Here is a 17997-nt window from a genome sequence, read left to right as displayed (position 1 = left end):
CAGCGGGGCGGCACCGGTCGGCGCACGCTGGGCGCCGACCCGGGTCCGGCCCGGCTACTCCACGGCGATCACCTCGCGCGCCAGGGCGGACGCCTGGCCCAGCCCGGAGATCGGTCGCAGCCAGTACGTGTACGCGTAGTCCCGGTCGGCGAGCAGCTTGTACGCGTCGTGGGTGTGCGCACCCCAACTGTTGTCGCCGCCGACCCCCATCTGGCGGTGGCCGACGCGCAGCACGACCTCGTCACGGAAGTCGAGCTGGTAGTCGTGGCGCGCGCCGAGGGACAGGTCCTCGGGGGTCAGGTGCGAGGCGTTGATCTCCAGGAGCGGGTGGTCGCCGAGCGGGTCGCCGCTGACCAGGAGGCCGCGCCCGCGACGGTCGCCGAGGACGGCCCAGCGCACGTCCGTCTTGTTGCCGTTCTCCTGGGGGCGGATGTACGAGGTCCATTGCTCGGCCACGGTTCCTCCCCACCGGCCCACGTCCGTACCGTCGTTGCGGTCCCAGTGGTTCTCCTCGGGGCCGCGCCCGTAGTAGTGGATCCGGTCGAGTGCGGCGGGCAGCCGCAGGATCGTGCCGACCTCGGGAAGGTAGGGGAGGTTCGCGGCGCCGGGGTGCAGGGCGTTGTCGACCTTCACGGCGCCGTTGCCGAAGACGGTGCAGGTGGTGGTGTACGTGGACTCGGTGCTGGTCGGCAGGGTGGCCTCGACCGTGACCTCGACGGCGTTGACCGCCTTCCCCGCTCGAGCCGGCGCACCGTCACCTCGGTGACGGTGCGCCGGGTGCCCGCGTCCCGCCAGGTCTGGTTGCGGGTGTGCTGGCCGTTGCCGTGGTCGTTGTCGGTGGGCCCGCGCCAGAAGTTGGGGACCGGGCCGGAGGTCAGGAGCGGTGCGCCGTCGGCCTCGTACGTCGTGATGAGGCCCTTCTTCTTGTCGACGGCGAGCGTGAAGCCGCGGCCGGTGACCGTGACGGCCGCGTCGGTGTCCTCGTAGGTCAGCTCCGGCACGTCACCGAGCGGTACGGGGGTGATCCGCGGTCCGGCGGTGTCCAGGGGCAGTTGGACGCGGGCCACCTCGAATCCCTCGTCCGCCCACGCGGTGTCCTCCTTCAGCCGGAACGACAGCTGGAGGAAGTACTCGGCGCCGGGCTTCGGGTCGACCGGCAGGCTCACCGGTACCGTGATGTCCTTGCTGGTGCGCGGCGCGACGTCCAGCTGGGCGCGGCTGAGGCGGCCGCTGCGGATCACCTCGCCGTCGCACGCGAGCTCCCAACGCCCGTCGTAGGAGCGGAGGTTGGTGAAGAGGAACTCGTTGGTGAGGGTGACGGCGCCGACTCCCGCGCCCTTCGTCGGGGCCGCGTTGATCTCCTGGTAGACGCGCTTGATCTCGGCGGCCTTGCCGGTGTGTCCGCGGTCCGCGGTGACGATGCCGTCGGCGACGAAGTTCCCGTCGTTGGGGTTGTCGCCCCAGTCGCCGCCGTACGCGAGGAACGTCTTATCCCGCGGCTTCTTCTTCTCGACCCGGACGGTCTTCGCGTCGAACCAGAACCGCACTCCGTCGCCGTCCGCGCCCCGCCCGTCGTCGGCGAGTTCGGTGGCGCTCAGGGCGCGGGCGTAGACACGGGCGCGACGGATCGTCCCGCTGAACTCCCGGGTCATGTTGTCCACGTCGACGCCGAGGGCGAGCGGGGCGGTGTTGACCGTCGGCTTGCGGGTGGTCGTCGTGGTGGCCTTCACCGCGCCGTCGACGTACAGCGTGAGCGCGCCCGCGCTCGCGTCGAAGACACCGGCGATGTGGTGCTCGGTGCCGGTCCAGCCCTCGGCCGGGGTGGTCCAGCTCGCGGTGATCCACTGGCCGCCGGAGTAGATGAAGAACTCCAGCTTCCTGTCGGACTGCTTGAGGCTGTAGTGGGTGTCGCCCTTGGCCAGGATCGGCTGGTGGTAGCCGGTCACGTGCGGGGTCACCCAGGCTTCCAGGGTGAGCGAACCGGTCAGGTCGAGCCGGTCGTCGCGCGCGAAGACGGTGGCACCGACGAGGCCCGTGTCCGTGCCGAACGTACCGGCCGGGTTGAGGAGTTCACCCTTCAGGCCGAGCGGACCGCTCTCGGTGAACAGGGTGCGCTCCGGGGCCGGCCAGTTCAGCGACTGGTCGACGAAGTCCCAGATCCAGCCGCCCTGGAGCACGTCGTATCGGCGGACCAGGTCCCAGTACTCCTTGAAGTTGCCGTTCGAGTTCCCCATCGCGTGGCAGTACTCGATCATCACGTACGGGCGGGTGTCGGCGGTGTCCTCGGCGCGCGCCTTCACCCGGGTCGGCGACTCGTACATCGCGGAACGGATGTCGCTGACCCCCGGGCTGTCGTCGCCCTCGTACTGGATGACGCGCGTCGTGTCGTACGAGCGGATCCAGTCGTGCATGGCGGTGAAGGTGGATCCGGCGCCCGCCTCGTTGCCGAGGGACCAGATGACCACCGAGGCGTGGTTCTTGTCCCGGTGGACCATGTTCTGCGCGCGGGCGACGCACGCCTCGGTCCAGTCGGCGTGGTTCGTCGGGTACTGGTCGCGGATGCCGTGCGTCTCCAGGTTCGTCTCGTCGACGAGGTAGAGGCCGTACGCGTCCGCGAGTTCGAGCCAGATCGGGTTGTTGGGGTAGTGCGAGGTGCGGACCGTGTTCATGTTCATCCGCTTGATGATCGTGATGTCCTCGACCATGTCGGCGCGGGTGAGGGCGGTGCCGCGGTCCGGGTGCATCTCGTGCCGGTTGGTGCCGCGCAGCGAGACCGGCTGCCCGTTGATCCGCATCAGACCGTCCTTGAGGGCGAACTCGCGCAGCCCGACCCGGTGCGAGAGCGTCTCGACGACCTTGCCCGACGGATCGCGCAGTTGCAGGACGGCGGTGTAGAGGTACGGGCTCTCGGCCGACCAGAGACGCGGTGAGGGGACGGCCCTGGCCGCGCGGACCGTGACCTCGCCGTCGGCCGGGGTCGCGCGCTGTGCGAGCGGCCGGTTCCACACCGGGTGCCCGTCGGCGTCGTAGAGCTGGGTCTCGACGGTGTACGCGGCCGAGGAGGCCGTGCCGCCGTAGTCGCGGACCGTGGCGGTGACCGACAGCTCGGCGCTCGTGCAGTCGTCGCCGAGCGGGGTGCCGAGGGTGAAGTCGCGCAGGTGCACGGAGGGCGTCGAGTACAGGTAGACCGAGCGGAATATCCCGCTCAGCCGGATCATGTCCTGGTCCTCCAGCCAGTCGCCGTCGGAGAACCGGTAGACCTCCACGGCGAGCTGGTTGGGGCCGCCGTCGGGGTCGAGGTGATCGGTGATGTCGTACTCGGCCGGGGTGAACGAGTCCTCGTGGTAGCCGACGAGTGTGCCGTTCACCCACACGTAGTGCGCGGACTTCACGCCCTCGAAGTGCAGGAACACCCGCCGCTTCGCCCAGCCGTCCGGCACGGTGAAGGTGCGTCTGTACTGGCCGACCGGGTTGTAGCGGGTCGGGGAAGCGGGCGGCTTCGCCTCTTCGCCGAGGCCGTTGGGCCCCCACCAGGGGTAGGTGATGTTGGTGTAGATCGGCCGGTCGTGCCCGTGCAACTGCCAGACGGACGGCACGGGGATCGTCTCCCACGACCCGTCGTCGAGATCGGTCCGGTAGAAGTCCTCGTCCCGCTCCGAGGGCCGGTCGACGTAGGCGAACTTCCAGTCACCGTCGAGACTCCGGCGGAACGCGGACCGGGTCCGGTCGGCCGCGAGCGCCCGCCGCACGCTCTCGTACGGCATGAGCGTGGTGTGCGGGGGCTCGGTGCCGAGCCGGAAGACGCCGATGCGACCGTTCCACTCGTCGCCGTCGGCCGTTACGCCACCGTCGGCGGCGTACGCCGGGGCGGCGGAGCCGACGGACGGCAGGGCGAGCGCTCCGAGCACGGCGGCGCCGGCGCCCAGCAGCCGACGGCGACTGAGGTACGTGGCAAAGGGGTGGGGGTGGCCGTGAGGGTGGGAGTCCGAAGACGACATGGCTGTGCCCTTCTGCGGGTGCGGACACGTGCGACTGGTGTGACGGGACTGGCCTGTTGAGCCCGACCACCCTAAGAACACAACACAACCCACACAATGCCACCGTCCGAATCTGTTGCTTCCTGAGGACGGGGGTCGGCACGACGCTGTCGGGGGTTTCGCCTACAGCCCCAGATCGCGCGCCACGATCTCCTTCATGATCTCCGTGGTCCCTCCGTAGATGGTGGTGATGCGCGAGTCGAGGTAGTCGTGCGCGATGCGGTACTCGAGCATGTAGCCGTAGGCGCCGTGCAGTTGGAGGCAGCGTCCGACGATGTCGACGTAGTTCTCCGTGGCCCAGAACTTGGCCGCCGCGGCGTCCACCGCGCTCAGTTCGCCGCGGGAGTGCCGCGCGAGCAGGTCGTCGATGTAGGTGCGGCCCACGCGTGCGGTGGTGACCATGTCGGCCAGCTGGAAGCGGGTGTTCTGGAAGGATCCGATGCTCCGGCCGAACGCCTTGCGCTCCCGGACGTACTCCACGGTCCGCTCCAGGACGCCTTCGATGGACGCCAGGGCGTTGGCGGCGATCGAGATCCGCTCCTGCGGGAGGTTGCGCATCAGGGCCTGGAACCCGGAGCCCTCCTCGCCGAGCAGGTTGGCGGTCGGCACGCGCACGTCCTGGAAGAACAGCTCGCTGGTGTCCTGGGCGTGCAGGCCGACCTTCTCCAGGTTGCGGCCGCGCGAGAACCCGGGCCGGTCGGCCTCGACGACCAGCAGGCTGAGTCCGCCGTGGCGGTCGGGGCCGGTGCGTACGGCGGTGACGACCAGGTCGGCGTTCTGGCCGTTGGAGATGAAGACCTTGCTGCCGTTGACCACGTACGCGTCGCCGTCGCGCACGGCCGTGGTGGCGATGCCGGCCAGGTCGCTGCCGGTGCCGGGCTCGGTCATCGCGACGGCCACGATGTGCGTGCCCGCGGCGATGCCGGGCAGCCAGCGCGCCTTCTGCTCGTCGTTCGTCAGGTCGGTGAAGTAGGGCACGACGATGTCGTTGGAGAGGCCGACCCCGGCGAGGCCGTCGGACGCGGGGTGGCGGGAGAACTCCTCGCCGATCACGGCGTTGACGCGAAAGTCGGTGATCCCGCCGCCGCCGTACTCCTCGGGGATGTTGAAGCCGAGGATCCCGGCCCGCGCGGCCTCCAGGAACAGGGTGCGGTCGACCTTGCCCGCCGCCCGCCACCGCTCGGCGTGCGGCGCCGCGTGCTTGTCGACGAACGCGCGCACGGTCTTGCGCAGCAGTTCGTGGTCGTCGTCGTACAGGGCTCGTTCGGTGAAGATCGCACGCGTCATCAGGACTCCGATCGGGGCTGATCTCGTGTCGGGGCAGGAAGAAGAAGGAGGGGGCGTGGGGCGGTCAGCCGGGCGGGAGGAGCACCGGTTTCAGAACGCGTCCGGCCCGCTGGTCGGCGACCGCGCGGCCGAAGTCCCGCAGGGGGTAGGGGGTCACCAGGTCGTCGAGCGGCAGGCCGCCCTTGAGGTGACGCCTGATCAGTTCCGGTATGAGCAGCGCCGGTTGGGCGTCCCCCTCGACGCAGCCGCGCAGCCGCAGCCCGCGCAGCATCAGGGACCGTACGTCGATGGCGGCCGCGGCGGGGCCGAGGCCGACCACCGCGAGCGTGCCGCGGGGCCGCAGCAGGGCGAGGGCCGCGGCGATCGACTCGGGGCGCCCGGTGGTGTCGAGCGCGTGCGTCACGGCCGCGGCGCGGCCGGACGAAGTGGTCAGGCCGTCCAGGGAGTCGACGGCCGAGGCCCCGTGCCGGACGGCGCGGGCCCGGCGTGCGGCCACGGGTTCCGCGACCACGACCTCGACGCCCTCGGACAGCGCGGTCAGGACGGCCGCGGTGCCGACCGCTCCGGCGCCGATCACCAGGAGCCGGTCGCCGGGGGCGGGCCGCAGGACGTTGAGCACGGCGCCCGCCCCGGTCAGGAAGCCGCATCCGAGCGGGGCGGCGATCTCCGGTGGCAGGTCGCCGACCGGCACGCACGAGCGGGCGTCGGTCAGCGCGGCCGTGGCGAACGAGGACTGCCCGAAGTACCCGCCGAACACCGGCTCGCCGTCGACACGGATCGTCGGCGACCCGTCGGGCCTGCCCCCGGAGCTGTTGTGCGCGGCCGCCAGGTCGCAGTAGGCCGGGTGCCCGGCGCGGCAGCGCGCGCACCGCCCGCAGGACGCGAAGGAGATCACGACCCGGTCCCCGACGCGCAGGGTGCCGCCCTCCGCGCCGACCCGCTCGACGATGCCGCAGCCCTCGTGTCCGAGCACGGCGGGCCGGTCGCCGAGGGCCTCGCGGGTGACGAGGTCGGTGTGACAGACGCCGACCGCCTCGATCCGGACGATCACCTCGTGCGCTCGCGGTCCGTCGAGTTCGGCCTCGACGATCTCGTGGTGTCCGGGGCCGCGCGAGAGCAGCACCGAGGTCCTCACGCGGAGTCCGGGTCTTCGCGCTCGAGACCGAAGTAGAAGTACCCGCCCCGCGCGAGGACGACGTCGGGCCTGCCGTTCATCACGCCCATGAGGGTGTGCTCGTCCACGCGCTTGAAGTGGTCGAGCACCGGCATGCCGTCGTAGACCATCGTGGCGGTCACCTCGCCCCGGAACTCGACGTTCCACAGACTGGCCTCGCCGTGGCCCGCCGCGGTGTCGGAGTAGAGGGTGCCGTCCTCGGCCCGGCAGATCAGCGGCTGGGCGGAGTCGAGGGCATCGAACCGCTTGCCGTGCCACCGGCTCGCGCCGAGCATCTTCTCGACGGGGTGGCCGGTGCGGAAGGCGAAGCCGCGCCAGGAGCCGAGCACGGACGCAGCGTCGACAACCTCCAACTGCGCCCACAGATCGTCCAGTTCGGCCGGATCGACGGGCCCTCGCGCCGCGCGGAGCGCCTGCCACTTCGCGTGTACGTGGTTCATCGGACCCCCAGCCGACGCAGCAGGGCCAGTTGGCTGTTGGTCCGATTCACGAAACCCCGCACGGCGCTCTCACCCGGTTTCGGCGGTCCGAGCGGCATCAGGCGCTGGGTGGCGACCGTCCGGCTCTCGGTGTACTTGCGGATGCCCTCGACGCCGTGGCGCCTGCCGAGTCCGCTGTCTCCCGTGCCGCCCATGCCCGCCTCGATGCTTCCGGCCGCCGCGGCGGCGCCGTCGTTGATGTTGACCGATCCGGCGCGGATCCGGCCGGCCATCCGGCCGGCCGCGCGGACGTCCTTCGACCAGACCGACGCCGACAGGCCGTACGTCCCTTGGTTGGCCAGCGCCACGGCTTCCTCGTCGGTGGCGTAGGAGGCGAGCGAGAGGACCGGGCCGAAGGTCTCCTGGTCCCACACGGGCATCTCCGGCGTGACGCCTTCGAGGACGGTCGGTTCGTAGAAGAGCGGGCCGATGTCGGTCCTGGCCCGGCCACCCGTGAGGACCGTCGCCCCCTTGGCCACCGCGCCGTCGACGTGCGCGGCGACCTCCGCGAGCCGCGCCGCCGACGTCAGTGATCCGACGTCGGCCGCGTAGTCGTAGGACCGTCCGAGCCGCAACGCCTGTGTGGCGCGGACGAGTTCGGCGCGGAAGGCGTCGTAGACCTTCTCGTGGACGTAGACGCGCTCGATGTGGATGCACATCTGGCCGGTGTTGGCGAAGGCCGCCACGGCCGTGCCGGCCGCCGCGGCGGCGAGGTCGGCGTCCTCGCGCACGATCAGCGGGTTCTTGCCGCCGAGTTCGAGCGAGGCCCCGACCAGCCGGCGCGCGGCGCGCTCCGCGACGGCGCGTCCGGTCGCCGTCGACCCGGTGAAGCAGACGAAGTCGACGGAGTCGACCAGGGCGGTCCCCACCACGGCCCCGGACCCGGTCACGATCTGCCACAGCTGGGCCGGCAGTCCGGCCTCCGCCATGAGGGCCCGCGTCCACAGCAGGGTCAGCGCGGTCTGGGAATCCGCCTTGGAGACCACGGCGTTGCCGGCCAGGAGCGCGGGCAGGACGTCGCCGACGCCGAGGTAGAGGGGGTAGTTCCACGGGGAGATGACGCCGACGACGCCCTTCGGCACCCGTACCTCCTGGACCCTGGTCAGGCCGGGCACCATCCCGCGTACACGGCGGGGGGCCAGGTAGTGGCGGGCGCGGCGCGCGTAGTGCCGGGCGATCGTCGCGACCTGGGCCACCTCCTGCCAGGCGTGGTAGCGGGCCTTGCCCGTCTCCCACTGGATCAGGTCGAGCGCCTGCTCCTGTCGCTCCAGGAGCAGGTCGTGGAAGGCGAGGACCACGTCGCCGCGACGCCTCGACTCCCTTTCCGCCCAGGCCGGTTGTGCGGCACGGGCACCGGTCACCGCCTCCACGACATCCTCCGGCGTACAGGCGGGGACGGTGGCGATCGGCGTCAGGTCGAACGGCGCGACCGCGACGGCCACCGGTCCGGCGCCTCCCCCGCCCTCGGCCCCCTGTCGCGACACGTCCCGGCACACCCACGCACACCATCGCGCGATGGCCTCGTCGGTCACCCAGGCGGGCCGCGAGCCCGCCGCCGCGGGGCCCGGCGGGGCGGGGGTCTGGTCCTGATCGGTGGTCATGCGGGCTCCTCGGTCGTACGGGACTGACGCGAACCGGAATGCCGTGCGCTGCCCTTGTCGACACCGTGTCAACGCCCTTGTCGACGGCGACGCGCCTCGCTATGTTAATCAAAAATCACATCCTGGAACAAGCTCTTCAACCGTGCTGGCGACGCCAACACCGAGCAGAACAAGGCGTGATGAGCCGCACGTCCTACCAGGAAAGCGAGCAAGTGAATGAGTAATCTCAGCCGTAGAAGAATGCTGTCACTGGGGGCCGCGCTGGGCCTCGCGAGCGCGGCGGGCACCGGGACCGCCTGGGCGTGGTCGCCGTCGGGCTCGGTCGCCGGAGCGGGTGCGGGCGTCGATCCGGAGTACGTGTGGGACGACGAGGTGGACCGCCTGGTGGCCTCGCTCATCGACAGCGGTCAGGTGCCCGCCGTCAACACCGCGATGGAGTCGTGGGTGAACAACGGCGACCCGCTGCCCACCGGACTGCCGGCCGACCTCACCGCGTACCTGCGGACGGTCAACAAGCTGCCCGACTGGGCGGATCCGGTGAAGCTGGCCCGTGCCGCCGACTTCAACCGGCGCAAGGACACCTACCTCTTCGTGCTCTACGGCCTCGGCAGCGGGATCATGAGCACGGTGATCCCGCGTGAGGCCAGGAGCGTCTACTGGTCGGCGGGCGGCGCCGACATGCAGGACCGGGCCGCGAAGACCTTCACGTTCGGCTACGACCTGGCCCAGCTGAAGGGCTTCGAACCGTCGGGGCAGTTCGTGGTGACGGCCAACAAGACGCGTCTGGTGCACGCCGGGGTGCGTCATCTGCTGCCGCGGTCGCCCCAATGGCGGGCGGTCACGGACCAGGAGATCCCGATCAGCAACGCGGACATCCTGGTCACCTTCCACAGCCTGGGCACCTTCGTCCGCAGGAAGCTGCTCGACTGGAAGGTCCCGTTCCCCGCCGCCGACCAGGAGGCGTTCCTGCACAGCTGGCAGGTCGCCCTGCATCTGCTCGGCGTACGCGACGAGTACATCCCGGCGTCGTGGGCCGAGGCGGAGGCCCAGTCGGGTCAGGTGCTCACCCCGATCCTCACGCCGACGCCCGAGGGCAAGGAACTGGCCGAGGATCTGCTGGGGCTGACCGCCCAGGTCGACCTCGGTGTCACCCGCGGATTCCTCAACGAGTTCGTGCGCTACGTCTTGAACGACGAGGTCGGTGACTGGCTGGGGCTCAAGCGCGACTACGCGTCGGCGACCCTGATCCGTACCGCGTGGCCGGCCTTCATCCTGTTCCGCGAGGGCCTGTCGCCCGTCGTCCCCGGCGCGTTCTACCTGTTCGACCAGTTCGTCCGCGCGCTGGCCATGCTGTTTCTGAACCGGGGCACCTCGCCGACGACCACCCGCATCGTCATCCCGACGGGCAACAGGCCGTCCTGAGCCGTCCTCAGAGCCCGAGAGCCGCCACGACCAGGCGGGTCACCAGGGCACGGTGGTCGGGGCCGTCCCGCCAGCGGAGCCGCCGTCCGGCCTCGACCACCACACCGAACCCCGCGTGCACAAGGACCCGGGCCTGCCGCGGGTCGAGGTCCGGGCGGGCCAGCCGCAACTGCTCCTCCCACACCGCGATGTGCTCGCGCTGCGCCTGCACCAGAGGGCGCTGGAGATCCGCCGGCAGGCCGACGAACTCGGCTTCGGCGACGCTCGTCAGCGCGGTGTGCTCGAAGCTGTACGCGACGTACGTCGCCGCCAGCACGGCGACGGCCTCGTGCGGATCGTCCACGCCGTCGAGGCTGCGGTCCACCGCCTGGGCCAGCAGCCCGGCCGCCTGGAGGCACGCCGCCGCGAGGATGTCGACCTTGCCGGGGTAGTGCCGGTAGAGCGCGGACGGGGCGATGCCGACCGCCTCGGCGATCTGGCCGTTCGTGACGCTGGTGAACCCGTCCCGGGCGAACAGCGGGACGGCGGCCGCGAGGATCTCCGCCCGCCGCGAGCGCGGCACCGGCAGGGCCGGCAGCTCGACGGCGCGCGCTTCCCGGGCGTCCGGTCCGGGACCGGTCGGGGCGGGTCCGCTCCGGGCCGGACCGGTCGCGGCCACGCGCAGGGCGCAGGCCGACAGCAGTTCCTCGACCCGGCGTTGAGCGATGGAGGTGCGGTGCATGGTGAGGGATCCGATGGCGCCGAGCGCGGCCACGGCCCGCAGCGGATCGCGGGGCCTCCCGTTCTCACGGTGCACCGCCTCGGTGACCCGCTCGACGACCTGCCCGAACTTCTCCTTGAGCAGCAGCCGGTCCTCGCGGACGAGATACCTGGCCTCCCACCGGTACACGCCGCCCGACGTCCGGTGCGCGACCGTGACCCGGATCAGCGCGGTCAGCACGTCCGCGGCGGGCGTCTCGGGCGGCAGTGCGTCGAGGGCGGCGACGAGCCGGTCCACCATGGTCCGCGTGCACGCGGCGAACAGCGCGTACTTGTTCGGGAAGTGCCGGTACAGGGCCGCGGCGGTGATCCCGACGGCGGCGGCGATGTCCTCCATGGACGCCGCGTGGTACCCGCGCTCGCTGAACAGCCGGCCCGCCGCGTCGACGATCAGCTGCTTCCGGTTGCGGGGGCGCGCGACCGAGATCGACTCGGCCGTCATGACCGGTCGGACGCACACGGGGACGGGACCATGCGGCCCAGTCAATCACACGCCGCCGCGCGCTCCCCGATCACTCGGGAACGACCGCGGAGCAGCGGGTCCCGGACCGCGCCCCATGTGATTCTCCATTAACAAATTGCTGCACGACGCTTCTCCCGCCGCGGTGTTGGGCGGGATGATGCGGCAGCGACCACCCATCGCCACCAGACCCGAGGAGTCGCCCATGCCGGCCGACACGGCGCCCGCCTGGTCCTTCAGGAACCACTGGATGACCCAGGTCGCCACCCACGCGCAGACCCGCCCGGACAAGCCCGCGCTGCGCCATCTCGGACGGACCACGACCTGGGCGCAGTTGTCGCGGCGGTCCCTGCGACTGGCCGCCGGGCTCGCCGACCGGGGCGTCGCCGCGGGTGACCGCGTGGCCCTGCTGACGCTCAATCACCCCTGGTTCGTGGAGAGCGTCCTCGCGGCGAACAGCCTGGGGGCGATGGCCGTGCCGCTCAGCTTCCGGCTCGCGCCGCTGGAGCTCGACCACATCCTGGAGGACTGCGCACCGTCGGCGATCGTCGTCGACGCCCGGCTCGTACCGCTGCTCCGGGCGGCGCCGAACGCCGCGCGCATCGGCACGGTCGTCGTCGTCGACGCGGCGGACCCGGCCGAGGGCGATCTGGCGTACGAGGACTTCCTGTCGGCGTACGAGCCCATGGAACTGCCCGACATCAGCGAGGAGTCGACCGCGCTGATCATGTACACCTCCGGCACCACCGGACGCCCCAAGGGGGTGCTGCTGTCCCACCGCAACATGCAGGTCCAGGCGATGACCTGCATCCGCGCGATGGAGATCTTCGACGACTCCGACGTCGGCTTCCTGACGGCGCCCTTCTTCCATATCGCGGGCCTGGGTTCCATCGTGGCGAACTTCGTGGTCGGCAGTACGGTCGTGCTCCATCCGCTGGGCGCCTTCGACCCGCGGGCGGTGCTCGACGCGTACGAGAGCGAGGGCGCCACCGTCGTCTTCAACGTCCCGCAGCAGTGGGACCTGATCTGCGCCCAGCCCGACATCGACAAACGCGACCTGAAGCTGCGGATCATCAGCTGGGGTGCCGCGCCCGCGAGCGACGCGACGCTGCGCGCCATGGGCGAGAGGTTCCCGGGCGCGCTGAACGTGGCCGTGTTCGGCCAGACCGAGACCTCGCCGATCACCTGCGTGCTCCGCGGCGAGGACTCACTGCGCAAGCTCGGCTCCGTCGGGCGGCCTGTCCCGAGCATCCAGTACCGCATCGTCGACGCCGCCATGAACGACGTCCCCGTGGGCGAGGTCGGCGAGATCGTCTACCGGGGGCCCACCGTGACACGGGGGTACTGGCAGAAGCCGCGCGAGACCGCGCAGGCCTTCGCGGGCGGCTGGTTCCACTCGGGCGACCTGGTCAGGCAGGACGAGGAGGGCTTCGTCTGGGTCGTCGACCGCGCCAAGGACATGATCATCAGTGGCGGCGAGAACATCTACTGCGCCGAGCTGGAGAACGCCGTCGCCACCCACCCGGCCGTGCGGGAGGTCGCCGTGATCGGCAGGCCCGACGCACGCTGGGGCCAGGTCCCGGTCGCGTACGTGACCGTGGCGCCGGGAACCGAACTGTCCCTGCCCGAGCTGACGGATTTCCTCGACGGAAGGCTCGCCTCGTTCAAGCGGCCCAAGGACCTCGTCGTGGTCCCCGAGCTTCCCCGGAACGCGGGCGGCAAGGTGGTCAAACCCGAGCTCCGCCGACAGGACGCGGCCACCGCCACCGGCTCGCCCGCATAGCCGCTGCGCCGTTGGGCACGCTGACCCCCAGGCGTCACAGGTGAGGGGGCGGCACATGGGCGAGGTGTTCTACCGCAGGCTGACTCGATGGCAGGCGGACGGGGACCGCGAGAGACTCGCGGACCTGTACGTGACGGCTTACGAGGAGCCACCTGGCGAGGAGTACCGCAATCGGGAGAGGTTCCTGGCCCGGCTGGCGGAGGACGTGCAGCGGCCGGGGTTCCACATGGTCGCGGCCGACGACGCGACGGGGGACGACGACGCGCCGGCGGGCATGGCGTACGGGTATCCGCTGCACCGCGACGGCTCGTGGTGGCGGGGCTTCGTCGGGGAGCTGCCGGACGAGATCGAGCAACTCACCGCGTCCGGCAAGGTGTTCGCCGTCGCCGAGTTGATGGTGCTGCCGCGCCATCGCCGCCGGGGCATCGGCGGCCGGCTCCTGGAGCGGCTGCTCGCCGCCGACGACGCGGAGCTGCCGGTCGCGCTGCTCGACCCGGCCGACTCGGTGGCGCAGGGCGCCCTTCAGGGCCGGGGATGGCGCCGGATCGGCGAGCTGCGCCCTCCACGACCGACTCGGTCGGCTCCGCGGGGCCGCTCGGCTCCGACGCCTCGGTGCTGGACGTGTGGGTCGCGGAGCCGCCGGGCTGAGCGGTGCCCGCCCCGAGCCCCGCCAGCAGACGCAGCCCGTCCTCGGCGGGGCTGCCGGGGGCCGCGGACAGCACCAGGAGTTCGCGCCCCGAGGCGTCCGGCAGCGCGAAGTTCTCCTGGTGCAGTTCGAGGAGGCCGACCAGCGGATGCCGGTACGCCTTGCGGCCGTGGGTGCGGGCGCGCACGTCCGCGCGGGCCCACAACCGGCGGAACCGCTCGCTGCCCATCGCCAACTCGCCGATGAGCGAGGCCAGTCGGGAGTCGTCGGGGTACTTGCCCGCGGCCAGGCGCAGGTGCCCGACCACGTCGAGGGTGCAGGACTCCCAGTCCGCGTACAGGCCGCGCTCGGTCTCCTCCAGGAAGATGTGCCGGGCGGTGTTCAGCCCCGGCAGCGGACGGCCGTAGAGGAGTTCGGCGAGGCCGTTGCCCGCGAGCACGTCGAGGCGGTGGTCCACGATCAGCGCGGGCGCGTCGGCGACCAGGCCGAGGACGCGAAGGAGCTCCGGCCGTACCCGACCGCCCGGCGCCTTCGCGCGGCGGCGGCGCTGCCGGGCCAGCCGGTAGAGGTGTTCCCGTTCGGTGTCGTCCAGGGCGAGCACCCCGGCGAGCGCGTCGAGGACCTGCTCGGAGGGCTGGGTCGCGCGCCCCTGCTCCAGGCGCACGTAGTAGTCGACGCTCACCCCTGACAGGTGCGCGACCTCCTCACGGCGCAGTCCCGCGACCCGGCGGCGGCTGTCGGTGGGGATGCCGACGGCCGCGGGGTCGACGCGGGAGCGCCGGGTCTTGAGGAAGCTCGCGAGATCGTCCATGCCCCCCAGTATGGGCACGGCGACGGCCGCGAGGGTGGCCCCGCCGTTACCAGGAAGTCCCGTCCTACGGAATCGGCGCCCCTGAACACCGGGCGCCGCGGCGGCCAGGATCGAAGACGTCCGCACCGCGCGCCTTCGATCCGCAGGAGCTCCCATGAAGACGTTCATCGTCCACGCCCACCCCGAGCCCGAGTCGCTCAACGGCTCCCTGACGGACCTCGCCGTGTCCACCCTGGAGAAGGCGGGCCACGAGGTACAGGTGAGCGACCTGTACGCGATGAACTGGAAGGCGGCGGTCGACGCCGAGGACTACGGCCCGCACGCCTCGAACCCGCTGAAGGTCCCGCTGGACTCGGGCCGGGCCTTCCTGGCCGGCGAGCTGACCCCGGACGTCCGCGCCGAGCAGGAGAAGCTGCTGTGGGCGGACACGGTCATCTTCCAGTTCCCGCTGTGGTGGTACTCGATGCCCGCGATCCTCAAGGGCTGGGTGGACCGGGTGTTCACGTACCGCTTCGCGTACGGCGTCGGTGAGCACAGCGCCACCCGGTACGGCGAGCGCTTCGGCGAGGGAACCCTCGCCGGCCGGAAGGCCCTGCTGTCGGTGACCGTCGGCGGCCCGGAGTCGCACTACGGCCCGCGCGGGATCAACGGCCCCATCGACGACGTCCTCTTCCCCATCCAGCACGGCATCCTCTACTACCCGGGCATCGAGGTGCTCCCGCCGTTCGTGCGGTACGGCACCGACCGGCTGGGCGAGGGGGCCTACGCGGACGTCGCCAAGGCCTGGGAGGAGCGCCTGCTCACTCTGGAGTCGACCCCGCCGATCGCCTTCCGCCGGCAGAACTTCGGTGACTACGAGATCCCCTCGCTGCACCTCAAGGAGGGCCTGGAGCCGGCGGGCCGTACGGGGTTCGGGCTGCACGTGCGGTCGTGACGGTCCCGCCGCACGGGCGCGAGACGGGCGCTCAGGCCGGGTCGGCGGGCCTTCTTCCTGACGGTGGGGACGGCGGCGCCCCCTTCTGGAATGTCGTTCCAGGCCATCGTGGAACACTGTTCCCGTCACGTCGAACGGAAGGCCCGGACCTGACGGTCCGGGCCTGTGGCGGGCCTACTGCGCGAGCGCCCCCATGGGGTCCCACGCCGGCAGGACGATGGGCGGCTCGTCGAGGGCGGCGGCCAGCTCCGGCGGGAGCGCGGAGCGGCGCACGGCGACCTCGAAGACGTGCTCGCCGAACCACGAGTCGTTCATCGTCCAGAAGCCCTTGTCGGCCTTCTCGTCGCCCCAGCTGTTCTCCACCCGCCAGCGACGCGGAGCACCGTCGACCACGTCCACGCCGGTGAACAGCATGGCGTGCGTCATCTGAGTCTCGTGGTGGACGAGCCGGGACGCCTTGTCCATCGTGAAGGACGCGTCGTAGACCGCCTCGTAGTCGTAGAGCGCGGCGTCCCAGATCCCGACGTCGGCCCGCATCATCCGGCCGACGTCACAGCCGAACCAGACCGGCTCACCGCCCACGACGGCGTCCATGCTGAGCCGCTTCAGCAGGTCGATCTCCCCGTTGAGATAGACGACGGGAGGAGCCTCGACGACATTGCCCAGGTACTCGACGGTGAAGGTCCGGCCCACCGGACTCGACTCCCTCGGGTCGTGGACCAGGCACACGTACTCGTCGAGGGGTATCCGGACGTACGCCGCGGCGAACTCGGCCGGTGTCGTCCAGCCGTCACGGTGGAACTCCTGGTCCTTGTCCCGCCACTGCCACAGGAACCGGCTCGGCGGGGTGCCGAGATGGATGCTGAGCACCCGGTGCACGGCCGCCAACACCTCACCCTTGCAGGCGCGTTGCGCCTCGACGCCCTCGGACGCGAGGCGGCGCAGGTCGCGGGCGCCCTTGCGGAGAAGCGTCCGCAGCGCCCGGTTCATCGGGCCGGTCGCCGACGAGCTGTCCGTCTCGGGCATCGCCGACTTCGGCACCAGGCCGTGCTTGGCCACCAGCGCCACGAACATGTTCCACTGGCCGCCGTCGCTGATGGGGTCCCCGAGCAGATGCGCCACCGTCCGGTCGTCCACATCACGTCCTGAGGTCTCGACGACGGCCTCCAGGAAGTGGTTGGCCCGCTCGAACTTGTCCCACCACAGCAGGTAGTTCTGCGAGAACTCGAAGTCCTTGACGTTGAGCTTCCGGGCGGCGCCGACGCGCAGCAGGTTCAGCCCGGCGAACATCCAACAGCGGCCGCTCCGCCGCTGGTCGGTGACCTTCCAGTCGTCCAGGTGGTGGGAGACCGAGTGGTCGGTGGCGGTCACGATCCGCCGGTCGAGGGCGATGTCGTCGACGGGGGTCCGCGTCACGGCGTTCTGCATCAGCCGGTTCGCGGGACGGGCGGCGAACTCCTTCTCGAACACGTCGAGTTGGGCGGAGGTGAGACTGCGGTCCATGGCCTGACGGGGGTGCGGGTGTCCGAGCGTCACAGTGATCCGGTTCCACTTCTCGAGGCGGGCCGTGATCGCGCGGGCCCGGGGCAGACAGCGGGGGCAACGCGCTCTCACCGTCGCACGGCGGCCGATCCCCGGTCAACGGGGGCCGCGGAGCGGGAACAGCAGGTCGGGCCGCCGATGTTGCACGGTGGAGGTACGTGCGCCGCCAGGGACCCCTGTCCGGCGCGTTCACACAGGAGGACTGCTTCATGAAGGACGGAACCTTGACGCTCATGGCGGTGCACGCGCACCCCGACGACGAGGCGACCGGCACGGGAGGCGTCCTCGCGCGGTACGCGGCCGAGGGCATCCGCACGGTTCTCGTGACGTGTACCGACGGCAGGTGCGGCGACGGCCCAGGGGGCGCCAAACCGGGCGAACCGGGTCACGACCCGGCGGCCGTCGCCGCGATGCGCCGTCAGGAGCTGGAGGCGAGCCGCGAGGTCCTGAAGATCAGCGACCTGGAGACCTTGGACTACGCCGACTCCGGAATGATGGGCTGGCCGAGCAACGACGCCCCCGGCTCGTTCTGGCAGACCCCGGTGGAGGAGGGCGCCGCCCGGCTCGCCGAACTGATGCGCCGCTACGAACCCGATGTCGTCGTGACGTACGACGAGAACGGCTTCTACGGCCACCCCGACCACATCCAGGCCCATCGCATCACGATGGCGGCGCTGGAGATGACGGCGCGGACGCCGAAGGTGTACTGGACGACGATGCCGCACTCGGTGATGCGACGGTTCGGGGAGGCGATGCGCGAGTTCGGAGAGGACGTCCCGGAGCCGGATCCCGCCGAGGCGGCCGCGATGGCCGAGATCGGGCTCCCCGACGAGGAGATCACCACCTGGGTGGACACCGCCGCGTTCGGCGGCCAGAAGTTCGACGCCCTGGCCGCGCACGCCAGCCAGGGCGAGAACATCTTCTTCCTCAAGATGGGCCAGGAGAAGTTCACCGAGCTGATGGGCGTGGAGACCTTCCTGCGGGTCAGGGACACCACCGGCGCCCCCGTCCCGGAGAACGACCTCTTCGCCGGACTGCGCTGACCCGCTCGGCCGCTCGGTG

General features: G+C 71.3%; 10 protein-coding genes and 3 pseudogenes. 5 read left to right on the top strand and 8 right to left on the bottom strand.

Going from position 1 to position 17997, the window contains the following annotated elements:
- Nucleotides 1–54: 54 nt before the first annotated feature.
- The 5 genes and pseudogenes from V2W30_RS34955 to V2W30_RS34935 all read right to left on the bottom strand — a co-directional run bounded on the left by V2W30_RS34955 (nucleotide 55) and on the right by V2W30_RS34935 (nucleotide 8578).
- A pseudogene (locus tag V2W30_RS34955) lies at nucleotides 55–3998 on the bottom strand (glycoside hydrolase family 2 TIM barrel-domain containing protein).
- Nucleotides 3999–4160: 162 nt separating this feature from the next.
- Entirely contained in the window at nucleotides 4161–5324 is a 1164-nt protein-coding gene (locus V2W30_RS34950; RefSeq protein ID WP_338702600.1) for an acyl-CoA dehydrogenase family protein, read from the bottom strand.
- 64 nt (nucleotides 5325–5388) lie between these two features.
- Nucleotides 5389–6459 (bottom strand): alcohol dehydrogenase catalytic domain-containing protein, encoded by a 1071-nt coding sequence (locus V2W30_RS34945; protein ID WP_338702598.1) that lies wholly within the window; start codon nucleotides 6457–6459, stop codon nucleotides 5389–5391.
- Nucleotides 6456–6938 carry a DUF4334 domain-containing protein gene (locus tag V2W30_RS34940; RefSeq protein ID WP_338702597.1) on the bottom strand — a complete coding sequence of 161 codons (483 nt, stop codon included), beginning with the start codon at nucleotides 6936–6938 and terminating at the stop codon, nucleotides 6456–6458. The genes V2W30_RS34945 and V2W30_RS34940 overlap by 4 nt, the downstream gene beginning before the upstream one ends.
- The gene (locus V2W30_RS34935; protein WP_338702596.1) at nucleotides 6935–8578 is read right to left on the bottom strand and encodes a succinic semialdehyde dehydrogenase; all 1644 of its coding nucleotides are present in this window, start codon (nucleotides 8576–8578) and stop codon (nucleotides 6935–6937) included. Before V2W30_RS34935 ends, V2W30_RS34940 begins: the two co-directional genes overlap by 4 nt.
- 216 nt (nucleotides 8579–8794) lie before the next feature.
- Between V2W30_RS34935 and V2W30_RS34930 the strand changes: the two genes are divergently transcribed.
- Nucleotides 8795–10000, top strand: a complete 1206-nt coding sequence (locus tag V2W30_RS34930) for an oxygenase MpaB family protein (protein WP_338702595.1) — start codon at nucleotides 8795–8797, stop codon at nucleotides 9998–10000.
- 7 nt (nucleotides 10001–10007) lie between these two features.
- Here V2W30_RS34930 and V2W30_RS34925 read toward each other — a convergent pair whose 3' ends face one another.
- Entirely contained in the window at nucleotides 10008–11201 is a 1194-nt protein-coding gene (locus V2W30_RS34925) for a TetR/AcrR family transcriptional regulator (RefSeq protein ID WP_338703879.1), read from the bottom strand.
- A gap of 223 nt (nucleotides 11202–11424) precedes the next feature.
- On the opposite strand from V2W30_RS34925, the gene V2W30_RS34920 reads away from it, so the two are divergent.
- Both V2W30_RS34920 and V2W30_RS41735 read left to right on the top strand, forming a co-directional pair.
- Nucleotides 11425–13002: a long-chain-fatty-acid--CoA ligase gene (locus V2W30_RS34920; protein WP_338702594.1), complete on the top strand. Its 1578-nt coding sequence runs from the start codon at nucleotides 11425–11427 to the stop codon at nucleotides 13000–13002.
- A 55-nt stretch (nucleotides 13003–13057) separates the two neighbouring features.
- Nucleotides 13058–13399 (top strand): annotated as a pseudogene (locus tag V2W30_RS41735) (hypothetical protein); the annotation flags it as partial.
- Between the two features lie 259 nt (nucleotides 13400–13658).
- Here V2W30_RS41735 and V2W30_RS34915 read toward each other — a convergent pair.
- Nucleotides 13659–14459, bottom strand: a pseudogene (locus tag V2W30_RS34915) (helix-turn-helix transcriptional regulator); the annotation flags it as partial.
- Nucleotides 14460–14613: 154 nt separating this feature from the next.
- Here V2W30_RS34915 and V2W30_RS34910 point away from each other — a divergent pair.
- Nucleotides 14614–15393, top strand: coding sequence for an NAD(P)H-dependent oxidoreductase (locus tag V2W30_RS34910; RefSeq protein ID WP_338702593.1), 780 nt, complete (start codon nucleotides 14614–14616; stop codon nucleotides 15391–15393).
- Nucleotides 15394–15567: 174 nt separating this feature from the next.
- Here the strand turns inward: V2W30_RS34910 and V2W30_RS34905 are convergent, their stop codons facing one another.
- Nucleotides 15568–16896 (bottom strand): C1 family peptidase, encoded by a 1329-nt coding sequence (locus V2W30_RS34905; protein WP_338702592.1) that lies wholly within the window; start codon nucleotides 16894–16896, stop codon nucleotides 15568–15570.
- 248 nt (nucleotides 16897–17144) lie between these two features.
- Between V2W30_RS34905 and V2W30_RS34900 the strand changes: the two genes are divergently transcribed.
- Complete coding sequence (locus V2W30_RS34900) at nucleotides 17145–17978, top strand: PIG-L family deacetylase (protein ID WP_338702591.1); 834 nt, start codon at nucleotides 17145–17147, stop codon at nucleotides 17976–17978.
- Nucleotides 17979–17997: the final 19 nt, after the last annotated feature.

This window comes from Streptomyces sp. Q6, from assembly GCF_036967205.1.
Taxonomy (GTDB): Bacteria; Actinomycetota; Actinomycetes; order Streptomycetales; family Streptomycetaceae; genus Streptomyces; species Streptomyces citrinus.
The sequence above is the reverse complement of the archived record's forward strand: the minus strand, read 5'-3'. Positions and strand labels throughout refer to the sequence as shown.

Coding starts and splice junctions, on each gene's coding strand:
- V2W30_RS34930 (WP_338702595.1), top strand. CDS start 8,795: ATGAGTAATCTCAGCCGTAGAAGAATGCTGTCACTGGGGGCCGCGCTG.
- V2W30_RS34940 (WP_338702597.1), bottom strand. CDS start 6,938: ATGAACCACGTACACGCGAAGTGGCAGGCGCTCCGCGCGGCGCGAGGG.
- V2W30_RS34925 (WP_338703879.1), bottom strand. CDS start 11,201: ATGACGGCCGAGTCGATCTCGGTCGCGCGCCCCCGCAACCGGAAGCAG.
- V2W30_RS34950 (WP_338702600.1), bottom strand. CDS start 5,324: ATGACGCGTGCGATCTTCACCGAACGAGCCCTGTACGACGACGACCAC.
- V2W30_RS34900 (WP_338702591.1), top strand. CDS start 17,145: ATGAAGGACGGAACCTTGACGCTCATGGCGGTGCACGCGCACCCCGAC.
- V2W30_RS34935 (WP_338702596.1), bottom strand. CDS start 8,578: ATGACCACCGATCAGGACCAGACCCCCGCCCCGCCGGGCCCCGCGGCG.
- V2W30_RS34920 (WP_338702594.1), top strand. CDS start 11,425: ATGCCGGCCGACACGGCGCCCGCCTGGTCCTTCAGGAACCACTGGATG.
- V2W30_RS34905 (WP_338702592.1), bottom strand. CDS start 16,896: ATGGACCGCAGTCTCACCTCCGCCCAACTCGACGTGTTCGAGAAGGAG.
- V2W30_RS34910 (WP_338702593.1), top strand. CDS start 14,614: ATGAAGACGTTCATCGTCCACGCCCACCCCGAGCCCGAGTCGCTCAAC.